15 protein-coding genes are annotated in these 14779 nt (G+C 60.8%); 3 read left to right on the top strand and 12 right to left on the bottom strand.

All coding sequences use genetic code 11. The annotated features are described in order from the left end of the window. The first annotated feature begins 117 nt into the window (after positions 1-117). Positions 118-2382, top strand: a complete 2265-nt coding sequence (locus ABD704_RS06580) for a S8 family peptidase (protein WP_344698878.1) — start codon at positions 118-120, stop codon at positions 2380-2382. Between the two features lie 3 nt (positions 2383-2385). Here ABD704_RS06580 and ABD704_RS06575 read toward each other — a convergent pair whose 3' ends face one another. The 8 genes from ABD704_RS06575 to ABD704_RS06540 all read right to left on the bottom strand — a co-directional run bounded on the left by ABD704_RS06575 (position 2386) and on the right by ABD704_RS06540 (position 9667). Continuing rightward, positions 2386-2679: a hypothetical protein gene (locus ABD704_RS06575; protein WP_344698877.1), complete on the bottom strand. Its 294-nt coding sequence runs from the start codon at positions 2677-2679 to the stop codon at positions 2386-2388. Positions 2680-2694: 15 nt separating this feature from the next. Continuing rightward, entirely contained in the window at positions 2695-3837 is a 1143-nt protein-coding gene (locus ABD704_RS06570) for a hypothetical protein (RefSeq protein ID WP_344698876.1), read from the bottom strand. Positions 3838-3963: 126 nt separating this feature from the next. Then, positions 3964-5250: a ThiF family adenylyltransferase gene (locus ABD704_RS06565; protein ID WP_344698875.1), complete on the bottom strand. Its 1287-nt coding sequence runs from the start codon at positions 5248-5250 to the stop codon at positions 3964-3966. Further along, the gene (locus ABD704_RS06560; protein ID WP_344698874.1) at positions 5250-5690 is read right to left on the bottom strand and encodes a hypothetical protein; all 441 of its coding nucleotides are present in this window, start codon (positions 5688-5690) and stop codon (positions 5250-5252) included. Before ABD704_RS06560 ends, ABD704_RS06565 begins: the two co-directional genes overlap by 1 nt. Beyond that, complete coding sequence (locus ABD704_RS06555) at positions 5690-5962, bottom strand: DUF2604 domain-containing protein (protein ID WP_344698873.1); 273 nt, start codon at positions 5960-5962, stop codon at positions 5690-5692. The genes ABD704_RS06560 and ABD704_RS06555 overlap by 1 nt, the downstream gene beginning before the upstream one ends. 145 nt (positions 5963-6107) lie before the next feature. Continuing rightward, entirely contained in the window at positions 6108-6719 is a 612-nt protein-coding gene (locus ABD704_RS06550; protein ID WP_344698872.1) for a hypothetical protein, read from the bottom strand. Continuing rightward, entirely contained in the window at positions 6716-7498 is a 783-nt protein-coding gene (locus ABD704_RS06545; protein WP_344698871.1) for an RNA polymerase sigma factor, read from the bottom strand. The genes ABD704_RS06550 and ABD704_RS06545 overlap by 4 nt, the downstream gene beginning before the upstream one ends. A gap of 1209 nt (positions 7499-8707) precedes the next feature. Next, positions 8708-9667 carry a coiled-coil domain-containing protein gene (locus tag ABD704_RS06540; protein ID WP_344698870.1) on the bottom strand — a complete coding sequence of 320 codons (960 nt, stop codon included), beginning with the start codon at positions 9665-9667 and terminating at the stop codon, positions 8708-8710. 271 nt (positions 9668-9938) lie between these two features. Here ABD704_RS06540 and ABD704_RS06535 point away from each other — a divergent pair, with 271 nt between their 5' ends. Together ABD704_RS06535 and ABD704_RS06530 are read left to right on the top strand one after the other, a co-directional pair. Continuing rightward, positions 9939-10406, top strand: coding sequence for a thermonuclease family protein (locus ABD704_RS06535; protein ID WP_344698869.1), 468 nt, complete (start codon positions 9939-9941; stop codon positions 10404-10406). 178 nt (positions 10407-10584) lie between these two features. Further along, positions 10585-11004 carry a hypothetical protein gene (locus tag ABD704_RS06530; protein WP_344698868.1) on the top strand — a complete coding sequence of 140 codons (420 nt, stop codon included), beginning with the start codon at positions 10585-10587 and terminating at the stop codon, positions 11002-11004. Between the two features lie 5 nt (positions 11005-11009). On the opposite strand, the gene ABD704_RS06525 is transcribed toward ABD704_RS06530, so the two are convergent. From ABD704_RS06525 to ABD704_RS06510, 4 genes are read right to left on the bottom strand one after another with little or no spacing between them, the layout of a single operon-like run. Further along, positions 11010-11303, bottom strand: a complete 294-nt coding sequence (locus tag ABD704_RS06525; RefSeq protein WP_344698867.1) for a hypothetical protein — start codon at positions 11301-11303, stop codon at positions 11010-11012. Positions 11304-11308: 5 nt separating this feature from the next. Further along, the gene (locus ABD704_RS06520; protein WP_344698866.1) at positions 11309-12037 is read right to left on the bottom strand and encodes an HhH-GPD family protein; all 729 of its coding nucleotides are present in this window, start codon (positions 12035-12037) and stop codon (positions 11309-11311) included. Then, positions 12024-13217, bottom strand: coding sequence for an MvaI/BcnI family restriction endonuclease (locus ABD704_RS06515; protein ID WP_344698865.1), 1194 nt, complete (start codon positions 13215-13217; stop codon positions 12024-12026). The genes ABD704_RS06520 and ABD704_RS06515 overlap by 14 nt, the downstream gene beginning before the upstream one ends. After that, the gene (locus ABD704_RS06510) at positions 13204-14565 is read right to left on the bottom strand and encodes a DNA cytosine methyltransferase (protein WP_344698864.1); all 1362 of its coding nucleotides are present in this window, start codon (positions 14563-14565) and stop codon (positions 13204-13206) included. The genes ABD704_RS06515 and ABD704_RS06510 overlap by 14 nt, the downstream gene beginning before the upstream one ends. Between the last annotated feature and the right edge of the window lie 214 nt (positions 14566-14779).

The following is a 14779-nucleotide window of genomic DNA, read 5'->3' as shown; positions in this document are numbered from 1 at the left end:
CGCCAAGAACACGCGAGAAAGCTCAGGGAAGCCCTCAGCAAAGCGGTCTCCGAACTATCCGCGATTCGTACGGAGCAGGCGCGATATGGCGTTCCGGCGTCTGCTCGCGGCATGCCAATGGCCGTTGAAGGCCGGCCAGACGAAGACCTCGAGGTCGGCGATTTAAAGCTGGAAAGCCGCGGTCTCCAACTCCTCAGCGTACAACGCAAGAAGGGGAACGAAGGCGATCTGGCCGTCTTCTTCGTGAAGGCCGGAAGCGCGAGGAGTCTGCTCGCGGCGCTCGATAAATACGAGGAGTGGGATGAAGACGACGAGCGCCGTCCGCAGCGGTTCTGGCTTTTTGAGAGCGCCGATGATTTCCGCGCGGCGACTGTCGAAGATCTCTGGACGGACGCGAGTGACCGACTTCCGGGCCGTGGCGAAGGCAAGGTTCAATGGGAAGTTTGGGTGCGTGGTTCCTCAGTCGACCAGGTCCTCAAGATCGCCAATCGGCTTGAGATTGCCATCAATGGCTCGACTGAGGACTTCGTCGACCTAGCGGTCGTCAATGTCACGGCGGATCACGATCAGGTTGCGGCTCTAGTCAGAGCCAGCGCGTCCGTCGTCGAACTCCGTGGAGCATCGAACTTTGCCGCCGATTATCAGGAGCTCGATCCGGAAGAGCGAATTCTGTCCCTCGAGACGATTGTCGGCCGAGTAGTTGGCGCACCCACCGGCTCCGTTCGGACAACAATCCTCGATACGGGCGTAAATCCCTCTCACCCGCTGCTAGCGCCGGCCCTGCCGGCTCAACGTTGCTACACGATCCGGCCGGACTGGGATGCAAACGACCACGACGGCCACGGCACGAAGATGGCGGGGGTGGTGCTCTATGGAGATCTCGAAGAGATCGTCGATGACCCTAGCCCCTTGCATCTGACCACCGAGATCGAGTCCGTCGTGGTCACCGCTCCGTCGAGCATGGCACCCGTGCCCGCTCACGTCGCATTGCGGGAAGCGGTCGACATCGCTGAGCAGGAGCCTCATGCTCGGGTCTATTGCTTAGCCGCGACGGCGCCAGGTGACTCCGACGACGGGCGGCAGACCAGCACGTCAGCAGCCATCGACAAGCTTGCGTGGAATGATGGCAATGCAACCCGTCTCTTCTGCGTTGCCGCTGGCAATGTGCGGACGAGTGCCTTCGACCCGTACCAAATCAGCTATTACGAGGCCCGCAATGAGGACCATCGCCTAGAATCTCCAGGGCAGGCTCTCAACGCGCTGACCGTCGGCGCAGCTACTCAGAAGTGCCCGGAGGATCAGACGGTGCTCGCGCCAGCCGGCGATCTCTGTCCAACATCCAGGACCGCCCAGCAGTGGGAAATGCGCTACGCCAACAAGCCTGACATCGTCCTCGAAGGGGGCAATCATGTCATCGATGACGACGGCGAGTCTTCCCGACCGGTGCCGGCAACTATGGTGCTGACGACCGGTAAGGATTTCCTCTGGAAGCCGTTGGTATGGGTCGCTGACACCAGCGCAGCAACGGCCCGAGCGGCAGGCATGGCGACACGCTTGGCTGCGGACTATCCAAACTTTCGAGCTGAAACTCTTCGCGGGATGATGGTGCATTCGGCTCGTTGGACCGAAGCCATGGAAGGTCGCTTTCGGACTGGAAAGCGAAAGGGCCTTTCCGACGCTGATGCTTGGCTCAACGTGCTGCACTGCTTTGGCTGGGGCGTACCCACCGAAGAGCGCCTGTTCGCGAGCGCGGGGAACGCGCTCACGCTGATCATGGAAGATGAAATGCATCCGTACACGCTGTCGGACGGGCGCGTTCGCCTTCGCGAGATGAAGTATTTCCGACTGCCGTGGCCGACCGAAGAATTGCGGCGCTTGAACCAGGAGGACGTGGAGCTTCGCTGCACCTTGTCCTACTTCGCCGAACCCGATCCACATGCGGGCAGCCGTCACCGTTTGGACCGCTATGCCTCGCACCGCCTACGGTTCGACCTGAAGTCGCCGGATGACAGCCATGCCGAGGCGCAGCGGCGGGTAAACATGCTCGCGGAGATCGAGGAGGGCGACTCACTAGCCCCCGGCGCCGGCGATCGCGGGTGGTGCATCGGATCCCGTTACCGGGGTCGCGGAACGCTTCATCACGACGTGTGGAAGGGCAAGGCATATGAACTTGCCCAGCGCGACGGCATCGCTGTCTACCCGGTGCGCGGCTGGTGGGCCGATCGCAAGGAGCCCCAATATTATGGAGCGTCGGCGCCTTTTAGCCTGATCGTATCGATCAGCACACGGAGCGAGAACGTCGATCTTGTCGCGGAAGTCACTGCGCAGATCGCAGCTCGCAACTTGACGCTCGTTGAGAATGTCGCGGAGGTCGGTGTCTAGCTGCTAGCCTTGGACGGCGACAGCCTTGCCGTTCGAAACCACAACGACCTTGCGGCCGACATGATCGTCGTCTGATGGCGGCTCCATCACGACAAACTCAGTGTCGGCATCCGCGGCGGAGGCGCTCGCGAAGCCTTCCTTGATCTTGGTTGGCTCGAGACCATAAGCCTTGCGGAGCGCGTTCAGGCTCGGCGTGGACACGTCCGCACGGCCCACGGCCTTGGGGGCCTTCGACGTCTTAACGACCTTCCATCCCGGGAGGACGCGCTTCGCGATCTGCCTTGGAGTTTCCGTCATCGACTAGCTCCCTTCTTACCACCCAAGACCGAGGCATTTGAACTGGCGCCACATCTTGAAGATGATCGCCATTATGCCTGGATCGTGAGTAGATAGTATTACCTTCAAATAGTCTTTCTTGGCGTTGAACAGCGCTTCGGCAGCCCCATGGCCCGAGGCCAGATGATCCCAAAACGCCTTGTGGAGCACATCGGCCCCGTATGGCAACGCGGCTCCTGCTGCCGGCGAATAATGCGCCCCAGTGCAGCCCACGAAGGCGGCAGCCCCTTTCGCCAGAAACTGCAACGCGATCGAGTCACTCGCCGGGACGATCGTCGGATCGTCTCCGGTTGCCAACTCATGCGGTCGTTCCTCCACCGTGAGCGCACCGTAGCAACATCCAGCGAAGACGGTGCCACCGGATTGCTTTCCGACGCACGACGTCTTCATTGCCTCTACGTAGCCCCCGCTACTCGCCTCGCCCCAGTAGCTGCCGAGATTGTCCGAGGACCCGTGCAGCATCACGTAGAGATTCGACGCGTTCAGATCGGTCACCTTGATCGTTCCTACAGCGGTCGGTTCCGAGATTAGCATTGTCTCGCTTCCGGGAACCTTCAGAAAAACTTGGTCGGCGAACGGCCGTTTGAAATTTCGGAGTCCGAAGCGTGTCGCATCAGCGCTCGTCGCCGTTCCAGTCAACGCGGCCACTAGTAGATCGCCCGAGTGACCGTCCGGGATTCGAGACACCGGCAGATCGCCAAAGCTGTCGCGGTTTACGTCGGCATAAGCCTCGTCATTCCAGACCTCCCAATCGTCCGGATCCGCAAGGTTCTGCACGTGAGCCCGTATCGCCTTCGGCAGGCAATCGAGCCTGACAGACGGGACGACGTCGTAACCTCCCACGATGACAACGCCCGCCTTCCCAGACGCCGCTGCTGAAACGGCTTTCCAAGGATCGGCTCCAAGCCCCAGCTCGAAGACGTCCTTGCCAGCGTCCTTGATCAGCTTCACCGCCGTCTCGGCGGCGTCGCCAACCGCTGACTTCAGCCGATCCGGCTCCGTTACGAAAAGGAGATCCGGCAACGTGCGACCGCCAGCCAATTGGCTCTTGGACTCGGCGGCAATCTTCTTGTCGCCGGCGACTTCCTCGTCGCCGGAGTTCTCCTCCGGTGTCTGCATTCCGTTCCGGCTCTTCCACAATCTTCGGGGGCAGGCAGGTAACTACCGCAACGACGATGCTCAAGAGCCGAACAGCACCTCCATTTTCTACGCCGCGTTGCGGAGCTGTTTTCGAACCTGCCGACGTCATGACACGACCCCCAACTCGGCGCAGTTTGGACAACCCGCGCGCGGATTGATTGGCGAGTGCGCGTAGTCCCAAGACTCAGGGCGAAGCGCCGGCAGGAAGACCTGCTGCTCGTTATCTGAGGGCAGCGTTCCAGCGGTCTTCCGGATGAGGTCGGCCGCCAGCAGCAAACCCGCCCAGAAGGAGACGAATGCAACCGTTGGAATGGGTCCATCGATCGGGGCGTCCTCGGGGTGAAGGCACTGAGCGCAGGCCTGTCCTGGGCGATGGTGCGAAACCTGCACCGAGAAGCCCTCCGTTGCCCCAACGCCGAGCCAGGTTGGTCGTGAACGCTGAGCTGACCAGCGCGAGGGGATGTGGTCGACGCCCACGATCACGGTGTCGGCGAGATCCGGATCCTCTTCACCGCCGTAGCGATGCACCAATGGCTTGATTGCGATCCTGTCGACGGCGAAGCTGGCCAAGTCTTCGACCTTCGGGATGTCGATCCGCGAACGTCGCAGCAGTGCGTTCCGGTTGAGGTTGCTTAGCGCGCTTTCATCGTCGTCCATTACACGGATTTCGGCGGAACAACGTGGCAGCCGAAGCAACGTGTAGAGGAACGAGTTGCCGATTGCGCCGCCACTGATCAGGTCAATCGCATCAAGGCTCGTGGCGTGCGGCGTTTCAGCGGGCGCGAGGCGGACACACGCTGACCGAGCTGGTGCGTACAGGTCCTCGAACAATGGAGCGTTCTTCGCGTGATCGCGCAGGCGACGCATGCTGACTTTGAAGACCTCGCCGGCGATCAGAGCAGCCGCGGCGAATGCGCCCAGGGGCCATTCCCCCCCGTTCCACGCAAGCTCTTCCCCGCCGCTGATTTGTGCCGACCAATCATCGGCAGTCACAAAGATTCGATCGGCCGCTTCGGCTTTGCTTGAATGTTGGCCAATACAGACGACGAGGTCGGCCGACCGATCCGACATTCCGGTCGTGAAGGAGCAGCCGGGCAGGAGATCCGCGCCAACTTCCAGCAGGCCATCAATCAGCCGGTCGCGACGAAGGGGGGGCTGATTTCCGATGATGTCGACGTTTGGAGCGTCCAGGCGAACACAATGCCCGGACCGGGCCAGCAACAGCGCGGCCGTCACGAAGGCCGTCTGGCCCGAATGGCTCAACAAAACATCTTCGCTCGCCGACAGAACGACGGAGGTTTCGGTTAAGGCGCAAAGCAGTTCCTCTGCTGAGACCTCATCCAGCAGGTCCGTTCGCATCAAAAGCAGAGTACGATCGAGAGCAGCTTGCATCACACAATCTCCAGGAATTCGGCGATCGCCACTTCGTCCCAGTGACCTGCCTCATCGATCTGAGCCAGGAATGCCCGCTCGAATCCAACCGGACCCAAGCCAAAACGCGGGATCACCAGGCTAAGGAAGCCGGGCGTGGTGATGACCGGAAACGCATCATCGACAGCGCTGTGATACGCGGCACCGGGATGGGTGTGGCACTGCACCCGGATCCCGACCTCTTCCTTCGCGAGCCGGGTCCAGAAATCGCTCAGCCAGGCATCATCGAGCTGGAAGCCAGCCGCCGATGCACTATGCCGCGGGTGGACTACCTCGGTGATCAGATGTGGGTGAGCCCATGGGCCCACCCACAGTGCCTGACATTCCCGCACCCCAGCACCGCAGCGACGGAAGTGCGTGAACGTCTCCTCGAGCAGCGACGCTGCGAGCTGGTACCGCATTAGCCGCCCCGGACCTGGCGCGGCCGGAGGATGAGGACAGCACCTGGCGTGATGCCCGAGTCTTCGACGCTGTTGTGCGGCTGCAGCTCTGTGCCGCCCAGAAACAGGCCGACAGTATCTCCGCTCTGATGGAAGAGCTCCAAGGCGCGGGGTATGACCGACTGAACCGCTTGGTTCTTGTTGACCTCGAGCGGCTTGTTGATGCCGTTGAACGAGACGGTGACCTCGAACTTATTGTCCTGGCCGCCGTGTCCGTTGTCCGAATTGCTCATGATATTGAACTCCGTCGCTTGATGCGGAGAGGCATCGGCGATCCCGATTTCCCTCCAACAATCAGCTAATCGGAGCTGAGGTGGTCGACCGGAAAAGGCTCGAGAAAAAATCTTTCGGGACTAATCCGGCAAGCCGATAAGCACGCTAGTCCGCCGCCGAGCCTGACAGAAATCCTTCCATCCTGGCGCGTTGATCGTCGCTGAGCGCAGACGTCGCCAGTGCGTCCTTGAATGATTGCGGGGTATCGCCCGACGCTCCATCGAGACGGAAGTGTGGCGAAACGCCAGCGGGTGCGGGCTGTCGTAGGCTGAACGCAAGGTCCGCCTCGGCGACGTTCATGCACTCAGCCAGCCAGGCAACAAACCCGCTGGGAATCGTCGTTACGTCGATCAGCCGTTGCTTGAGCTTTTCAAGCAGCTGCACAGGCAGATCGATCTTCTTCGCCAGCTTTCTGAGTTCCGGAGCGCTGACGGCGGCAAGGACATCAGTGCCGGCTTCCGCGCGAACTCGACTGAACGAAGCGGCCAGGAGCTCCCCATGGGTCGCGGCCATGACAGCTTCTTCGGGCTGCAGCCTTGCTGGCATCGGTGTCCGTTCAAGTTGCGAGACTTCAGAGGCGAGTGCCCGGATTTCATGCTCGTAGGACGGAAACAACGTCACGAAGCGATCGAGCCTTGCCGGAAGCGGATCCTCCGACGTGGCGAAATCTAGAAGGACATCTTCCAGAGGAGGAGCCTCGATGCTCCGCTGGGTCATGGCCGCTCTGCCTGCGTGAGTTCAATCAAGCGCTTCACGCCGCTTCTAATGCGGTTCCGCACGGTTCTCTCGTCTACGCCGCAGTGCTTGGCGATCGAGTTCATATCAGCCTCCTCGGATGAAATCTGCCAGCCTTGAAGGCGAAGGGAGATCGCCTCCTGCTCAGCGGCGGGCAGTCGGTTAATCGCAGCGAGAACCGATTTCCGGAAAATTTCATACTCCGCGCCGTAAAGCCCGACGACGTCGGATCCGTCGTCGGATGCCAGCGCCAGTATCCACCGGTCCGGATCGTCGTCTGCATCCGTCGGCTGTGGATTGAAGGTCGATTGCCTTCGTTGGCGCAAGGCCTCCGATCGTATTCGATCCGTTCGCAGTGCTGCGAACGCAAGATCGAAGGCCACTTCGAAGACGTCCAGCTGCTCGGGATCTTCATGAAGTGCCTCGCTGATCTTGAGCGTGAACTCGCTGAGAATGTCCTCGCGAACCCCTTCTGAGTCCCGCAGGACTCCAGCATTCACCGCCCATCGCAGATTGAGTGCGCAACGCGCCATCAGTGCCGAGCAGATAGCATTGAACCAGCGAAGGTCGTCATCGCCGACTGCCGCCCGCAAGAGATAGACGAGGCACTCCGATGGCAAGTAGTCGGAATGATTTCGATCGTGCTTGGACAGCCTGGCGAGAGTGTCAGTCCTGCTTACGCTCGCCAGCTGGATCAACTTGGCATCGGTGGCAATCCGGCGCGTGTACAGGCTTCCGTCGGCCCTACGACGGGTGAGCATCCTCAACGGAAGTGAGACAGCAGAAGCTTCCCTATCACCCACGCCATGAAGCCTACCGGAAAGCCCGATGGGCACAACGGCTATGCGCGCTCCGTTATGACAAATGCGACCGGAACCATGCGGTAGCTAAAACCGTCGCCGCGGTTCAGCGCGGCGGTTCAGCGCGGCCAAAAGATAAATGCCAATTCAAGAAAGAGGATGCTGGCAAACAGTGGATTCCAGCGGGCCATCTTTGCGCGCGCTTCAGCGCGGCTTTCCGGCGTCGTTGAAAGGCAGGACACTGCGCTTAATACGACTAGCAGAATGATAACTGTTACCATTTTCACTACTCCCGAAGTAAGTCAACACGATTGATTTATTCAGAAGCAGAGTCAAGAAGTCTCGCGTCTGAAAACACAAATCAAAATATAAAAATGAAAGCAACCATTCAATGAAAACGGGTCCTTTCTCCGGCTTTTACTTCAAGCGGGAGGCGCTGAGCCCTTGGAATCGAGCGTTTTCAAAAAGTCTATTAGGACATAGTGCGCTGGGACGGCATGGGACGCCTATGGACGGTCGCATTTTGCCGATCGCGGCACCGTCACAGGCTCCATACCTGTGACGCACCTGTGACGGTGACCTGTGACGGTCATTTTCCCCAGAAATCTGCCGCAAAAAGGGCAATCGTCACAGGATCACAGGTGTTTCCCTAGAGAACTATATAAATTCAGGAGCAGAGCCTGACGGCGATGCAATGGTTGAGCGCCACTGCGCGAGAAACGTGCGGAATCACCCCTGCTACGGAAAGTTATACAAGGAAACACCTGTGATCCTGTGACGATCATATATAAGCCACTGAAAAGACGCGGAAATAGGCGTCACAGGCGGCCTGTGACGACCGTCACAGGTAAAGGGGCCTGTGACGATTTACCGGCTGGTCGGCATCGAGCGTCATTCAATCGTCTGCTTGGAAAGCACTCAGGAACGGTCTTGCACAGCTCTCACAGGCACAAAGAATGCATTTTGCGGTCGTCAGAATCCCATGCCGTTCCATGCAGTCCCATGCCGTCTCACGCAGGTTAGACAGCTACAGGAGAGGTTGCAGTTGGCCCTAAGCCTCCCCGTTATGAATTTCGTTCCGATCGAATGTCTTGGGAGGTGCTGTGTGAGTCCTGTAGGAGTAGCAATCCAGAGCCTATAAGCCGGGCTCGGACGACGGACGCACTTATATTATGAAACGCGGCGCTCCGCATATTGCCGCAAGTAAGCGGCTCTCCTGTCGGCTTTCGCACTTGGGGCTTTAAAGCTTTCCAAAAATGATCGACGCGCGCGCTTCATGCGCTCAATCTGGCTCACGACTTTCTCGATTTCGCGCGTGAGTGATGACTGCTTTATGTAGCTTTCACGCCCCCGTGATGCGCGAGCAACAAACTCAGTCAGTCGCTCAGACTGACGTTCCAAGTCCTCCACCTGTTCGCGCAGCACATTGGGAAACTGCCGCGTCTCACGGAGCTCCCGTAACTCTTGTGCGTGGCCTTTGATTTCATCGAGCACTCTCTGCCAAGACCGTTTGTCTAACTGCAGTCTCGCAAGCGCAGACTTCAGCTGCCCGATTTCGTGACCCGCCTTGTCTCGACGATATTTCGCGCGCTCGAACTTCGCTTGGCTCATGCCAAGTAGCCAGTGCGATGGGACCGGCCGGCCAGCTTTACCGTATATGGGAATGCGAGATCTTGAACGCGCAAGCCAGTGTCGAATGTATGCCACGGCGTCCGCGTGCCTCTCATAAGCTTCCGCCAGCTCAGCTTTTGTCTCCTTAATCTCGCGGACGATCGGTCGGAGGCGTTCAAGCGCCTGGTTTCTCTCCCCCCAGAAATCCCTGGAGAACAACTCAATCCTGCGATGAAGCTCCAGGCCGTCACGCCATAATTCCTGGAAGCGTTCTTCGGCTTGTTTTATCGGATCGTCGAAGAGCCGCTCGACTTCGGCGTCCAGACGAGTGCGCAGCGACTCAACTTCCCGTTCCAGCTCCGTCGTATCAAACTGCTCTCGCGCTGCTGCTTTCTGCGCCCGCCAAGCTTCGCGTTCCTCTTTCCAGCAGCAGAAAGCGACACGGCCTGATTCGACGCGATTTCCAATCCATCCAATCAGCTTGGCCGGGTGACGCAACACGCAGCTTTGATTAGCCACTCATGACATTTTGTCACTTTTGTAACGACAAGCGGGCCAAGCTTGCGCCCTTGGGTTTCGCCCGCCACACACCTGAAACAGCGTGCCGAAGAACAGGGGGAGTGTGCGAACTCGGCGCACGCCACCATTGGAAATGGATTTACTGTATGCGTGATCCAAAGGCGCACATTCCCATCACTGCGGCGGTCTTGATGGCTACGGCAGTCCTGCCAGTCGGCTGGGCGGCGATTTTGCTTTGGGCCGCCACTCGGGGCTGGAAGCCGGCCGCTGCATGAAGAGTTGGACGGTGTTTGCTTCCGTGTGGGGCGGCGCAGCACTGCTCGGCGCTGCCTATGGGCTGGGTTGGGTTGCACTTCCCTCAGGCGGGGCAGAGGCCAGGGGCACCGGTGGTGTTCGCACACATTTCTCCATGTGTTTCATTGGCGGTGGCTATAATTGCGTGGTCGATGGCGACACGGTCTGGGTCGAGGGGGTGAAGATCCGCATCGCCGACATCGATGCCCCGGAGACGCACGACCCGCGCTGCTCGAGCGAGAAGGAGCTTGGTGACCGAGCGACGCTCCGGCTGCAGCAATTGCTGAACAGTGGGGCCGTCACCTTGGAAGCGGTCGATCGGGATACTGACCGTTACGGCCGCAAACTCAGGATCGTCGATGTGAACGGGGAGAGCGTCGGCAGCACCCTCGTCGCGGAAGGCCTGGCCAGGGCTTGGGACGGCTCGCGCCATCCGTGGTGCTAGCTGGGAGGGATTGAAGGTCCGGTCGACAAATCAACTGCCGCACCGTGCATTGGCCCGATCTATGATGAGCTGGGGTGCCCGGCGAGGCTCCGCTGAGCAAGTCCGCCCTGAGGATCGCCTCTAGCTGGGGTAATACCAGTACGTGCCGGAGAGTTGTCCAGAACCCCGACAACTTTCTATGACGGACGCAAAGGTCGCAGCGAGGACTGACTTGGAAGGGCGTGACGAAGATGTTGGCGTGATCGACCTGAATAGCTCAGACGCTCTGCTCGTGGTCAGCGTGAACCAGACATTCCCCCGCTCGAGCGCTTACGACGCAGCCAGGTACGCATGGCGACTTGCACCCGCTCGCGCGGCAAAGGTTGAATACGTGCTCGCAACGAAAAACCGGCGCGTGATCGGCGTTTTTGAGCCAACCGAATGGAAGCGGGCCACCCACGATAATTTTCCGGACTACGATAGGCCGATGCCTGGCCGGCTAGGCTTCACCGGCCGGCCGGCTGCGAGCGACGTGACCGCCCGTTACCTCGGTCGCGACCTCCCCGCTGATTTCAAGTTCTCAGGCAACGGTTATCGCTACGCCGGTTCGCTCGCTTAACGGCGTCAGGTCCACACTCCGAATTCGTGGTCGATCCCGCTTCGGTTGCAGAGGTCGCGGGCCCGCGTAAGCGCTTGGCCATCGCCCGAAAAGCCTTGCTTTAACAACGCGAAGCAAAGGGCCGGCACGGATGCAGCCGAGACCGTGAGCCATGCCTCGTAATCGCTATCCCCGAACATCTCGAGGGCAGCAGGTCCGACGTCGTGGTAAAAAAGCTGGACAGAGCCGTCCGGATTCAGCTCGAGCGAGATCGTCGTATGGCCGCCCTCGTTGGCTTGGTCGTACAGTTCAGCTTTCACAGCCTCTATCTCCGTTCGATTGTGGCAACCAGCGTGGCCAGTGGCACTCCACTCGATTTGGCCCGCTGGAAGAATGCGCAATACGCGTTCACCGGACAGGCCTCGCAGACCGGCCGGCGCGCCTTGCAGACGAGTGCCGCGAAGTCGAGAACTGCCCAGTTCACCTCGACCGACGTAGCCCCCCTGGCGAACCACTTTGCAGCGGCCTGCAGCCAGGGGTCGTGCCTGATGTCCGCTAGGCGCCTCGGCCGCACAGCGCGTTCGATTACGCGAGCCATGTTCACGTCTAGGAGCGGGGCAGCTCGCCCGTGATGAAACAAAAGGATCGCGTTGGAGACGTACTGCCCGACGGCCGGGATGGCGATGTGATCGTTGGCGTCAGACGGGAATGCCCCGCCGGTACCCGCCGCGTAGCGCGCGAGCCCAATCAGCGCCGCAGCGCGCCTACGCCAGAGCCCCAGAGGCCTCAGGAACTCTTCCAATTCGACGGGCGACGCTCCGGCGAGCGCATCCCAGTCGGGGAAGCGCGAGAAAAAGTCGTCGTAGATGCCAGCCACCGCCGTCGCCGTGGTCCGCTGAAGCAACACCTCGACGGTGATTTTTTGGTAGGTGGTCGCGGCGTTGGAGCGCCAGGGAAACAGGCGACCGTTGTTTGCCGCCCAGGCAACCAAGTCGCGCGATAGGCGCGTGAGCTTCGCTTTGTCGCTGCGGGTGAGCGCGTCAGGCGAGGGCATAAACTCGCGAGGGCGGGAACAACGCGCCGAGATTGGCGGGGTGGATCTTGAACAGGTATCCGTGGTCACGGGCGCGTGTTTCCGAGATCTTGGACAGGGTGTAGTCCATAGAGATGACACCGGCCTCGATCAGCGCCTCCAGGTTGCGCACCTTCGGCTCGCGCGTGTGCTCGACCTCCACGTAACAGAATTCTTCGTCGGGCCCACGGCCCCGGCACTTAGCGCGCACCCAGAAGGTCTCGGCATGCTTGGTCGCGAGACGTTTCCGCAGGGCCTCCATGCGCCAAGTCACGTCGTGCGTCACCGCTCCGGTGGTCACATCGACGTGGACTTGGCGCAGCCAGTCGTTCTCCTCGTCGAGGTCTAGCTTCAAGCCGAGCGAGTTGGTCTTACTGGCGTCGAGCTCGTGATAGAGCTGGCGCCGTCCGTCGCGTACGTAACCCCGGCGATTGAGAAGACCCAGGGCGGATCCGGCCGGGCTCAGCTTCCAGTCCGGCACCTGCGAGAACAAGCTAGACCGGTTTAAGGTCCGCCCCAGTCGCTTTGCCTTCAACTCGACACCCTTGAAGTCCGGCGCCCGGTTGGAGTTCGCGGCGATACCCAGCAGCGTTTCCAGTGTCATCCCGACACCCGTATCGCCGGGGCGCAGTGTCTTCACGAAACCCTTCTTGGCGACCTCCCGGAGGCGGCCGAGGAGCTCGTTGACGACGGGTAAATCCGGGGTGCGCGAGCGCGCCAGTATTCGGCGGAACGTCGACGCGGGGTCCTCGAGAGACGCGCGCACGGAGGCATCACTGAGGTTTGCGATATACAGCACACCATCGAGGACGACGAGCGCGAGCAGGTTGAAGGCCTCTGCGTTTCGGCGGGTTGCCTGTCCCGGCCAGATGCGGGGGTCGCCGTTCTTCGTCACCGGGCGATACAGTGAGACCCTCGTCTTCTCGAGGCCGTTCGGCCGCACGAAGAACGCATCCCGCACGACCTTTTCGTCCTGACCTTGGCCCTGCGCCGCGTAGTCGTGGAATCCCTGGTCTCGGAAGTACGCCCGGAGATCGTCGGTGGCGTCGAGTATGGACTTCTTCAAGCCGGTCGGGGTCGGGACCAGCAGGGCCGCGTCGATGTCGTTACGAGTCAGCAGCTCGAGCGCTTCCTCGACTGGAAAATCACTACTGGCCAGCATCTCCTAGCGCTTCCTCGAGGATGCGCCTGAAGTGCTTGCCCACGCGCTCGGCGAGGCCGACCGGAACGGCGTTACCGATCTGGGTGTACTTGGGGACTTCGCGGTCAAAGATGCCTTCCCGGGGATTGCCCGCCCGGCGCAGACCGCCGGTCGTTCTCTTCCCCTCAAACCTGTACCAGTCGGGGAAGAGTTGCAATCTCGCCCACTCGCGGACTGTCAACGTGCGGGGCTGAGAGAAGTGGACGTAGTCATCGGGCATCGAGGTCGCCGTGATGCTCGGACCGCGGTTACCCCATCGTTTCGGCAGGACCTTTTGCGCGAACTTCTTGGTGCGGGCGTGTTCCGGGATTTGCCCGCCGTTGGCAATCATGTGCTTGAACTTGGCGACGATGTTCGGAGCGTGCTTCGAGTACTCGTGATCTGTGAGTTCGCCGCGGGAGCGGTGTTCCGCGGCCGGGGCCGGTGCGCGCAATTGCTTTTGAATCCACGTCGTCGGGGGCGAGGGATAGGACGTGGTTGCGAACTTTCCCGACGGGTAATCGCCGTTCGCGAGCACATTCGCGATCGCCGGATCGACGAGGTCGCCGAGCAGGTCGACGAGGTCCGGGCAGTCTGAAGGTTCCCCCGGGGGCAAGAACCCGCACTTCACCGCGTCTTCTGGGTCGGCAGTCACGTCGACCAGGTCGGTCGCGGCAACGATGTCGGCGCGGATACCAACTAGTAGCACCCTCGGGCGGTTCTGCGGAACCCCATAGTCGCCGGCCCTCACGAGAGACCAGCGGACCTCATAGCCGCTGATCGACCGGAACTCGGCGAGAACGTCGTCCCAGATCCGGTGCTCGCCGTCGCGGGTCCACTTCGAGGTCAACAACCCCCGCACGTTCTCGAAAAGGAATACGCGCGGGCGCAGCCGGCGGATGATCGCGGCCATCCGCTGGTAGAGCTGGTTCGACGGCAGGTCCTTCTTGTCCACCGAGTAGGATCGCCGGTGACCGATGCCTGAGTAGCCCTGGCAGGGTGGCCCGCCGGCGAGCAGGTCCAGAGTGCTCGCGCCCTTGCCCTTTCCCGAGAGGTGCTCCGGCGGGAATGACAGGCCGATGGCCTCCAGGTCGGCCACCATCCCTTGTAGCCGATCACCTTGCAACTCGTGGGCGTCGTTGCAGCGCAGGTGTGTCTGCTCGGCGAACGGCTTGCCACCGACGAGGTGGTGACGGTTCGCAAGGTAAGTGGCCATCGCATGCTCGTTCAGCTCGTTGACGAACACCGGCGTGAACCCGGCGTTTTCCATACCGAGTGATAGCCCCCCGCAGCCGGCGAAGAGGTCGACCATCGTCATCTGTGGCTTCATTGGAACTGAGACTCTGCTTCCGGACACCTGAATGCGCACCAATGGCGAGGTCGTCAGGGGAAGTCCAGGGGGAAATTGCCGAGCCCCGTTCTCAGCGCCGGCGGGGTATTCTGTCGATCAGTATCCCTGGGGCACGTCCTATAAATGAGTTTGACGTCGCGCCGGAACACACCCACTAGACAACTTGTGCCGAACTCTTAACCTGCGATCGCGG

This window comes from Sphingomonas limnosediminicola (genome assembly GCF_039537965.1).
GTDB classification, from domain to species: Bacteria; Pseudomonadota; Alphaproteobacteria; order Sphingomonadales; family Sphingomonadaceae; genus Sphingomicrobium; species Sphingomicrobium limnosediminicola.
Note: the sequence above shows the minus strand (reverse complement) of the source record. Positions and strands in the feature narration are given on the sequence as shown.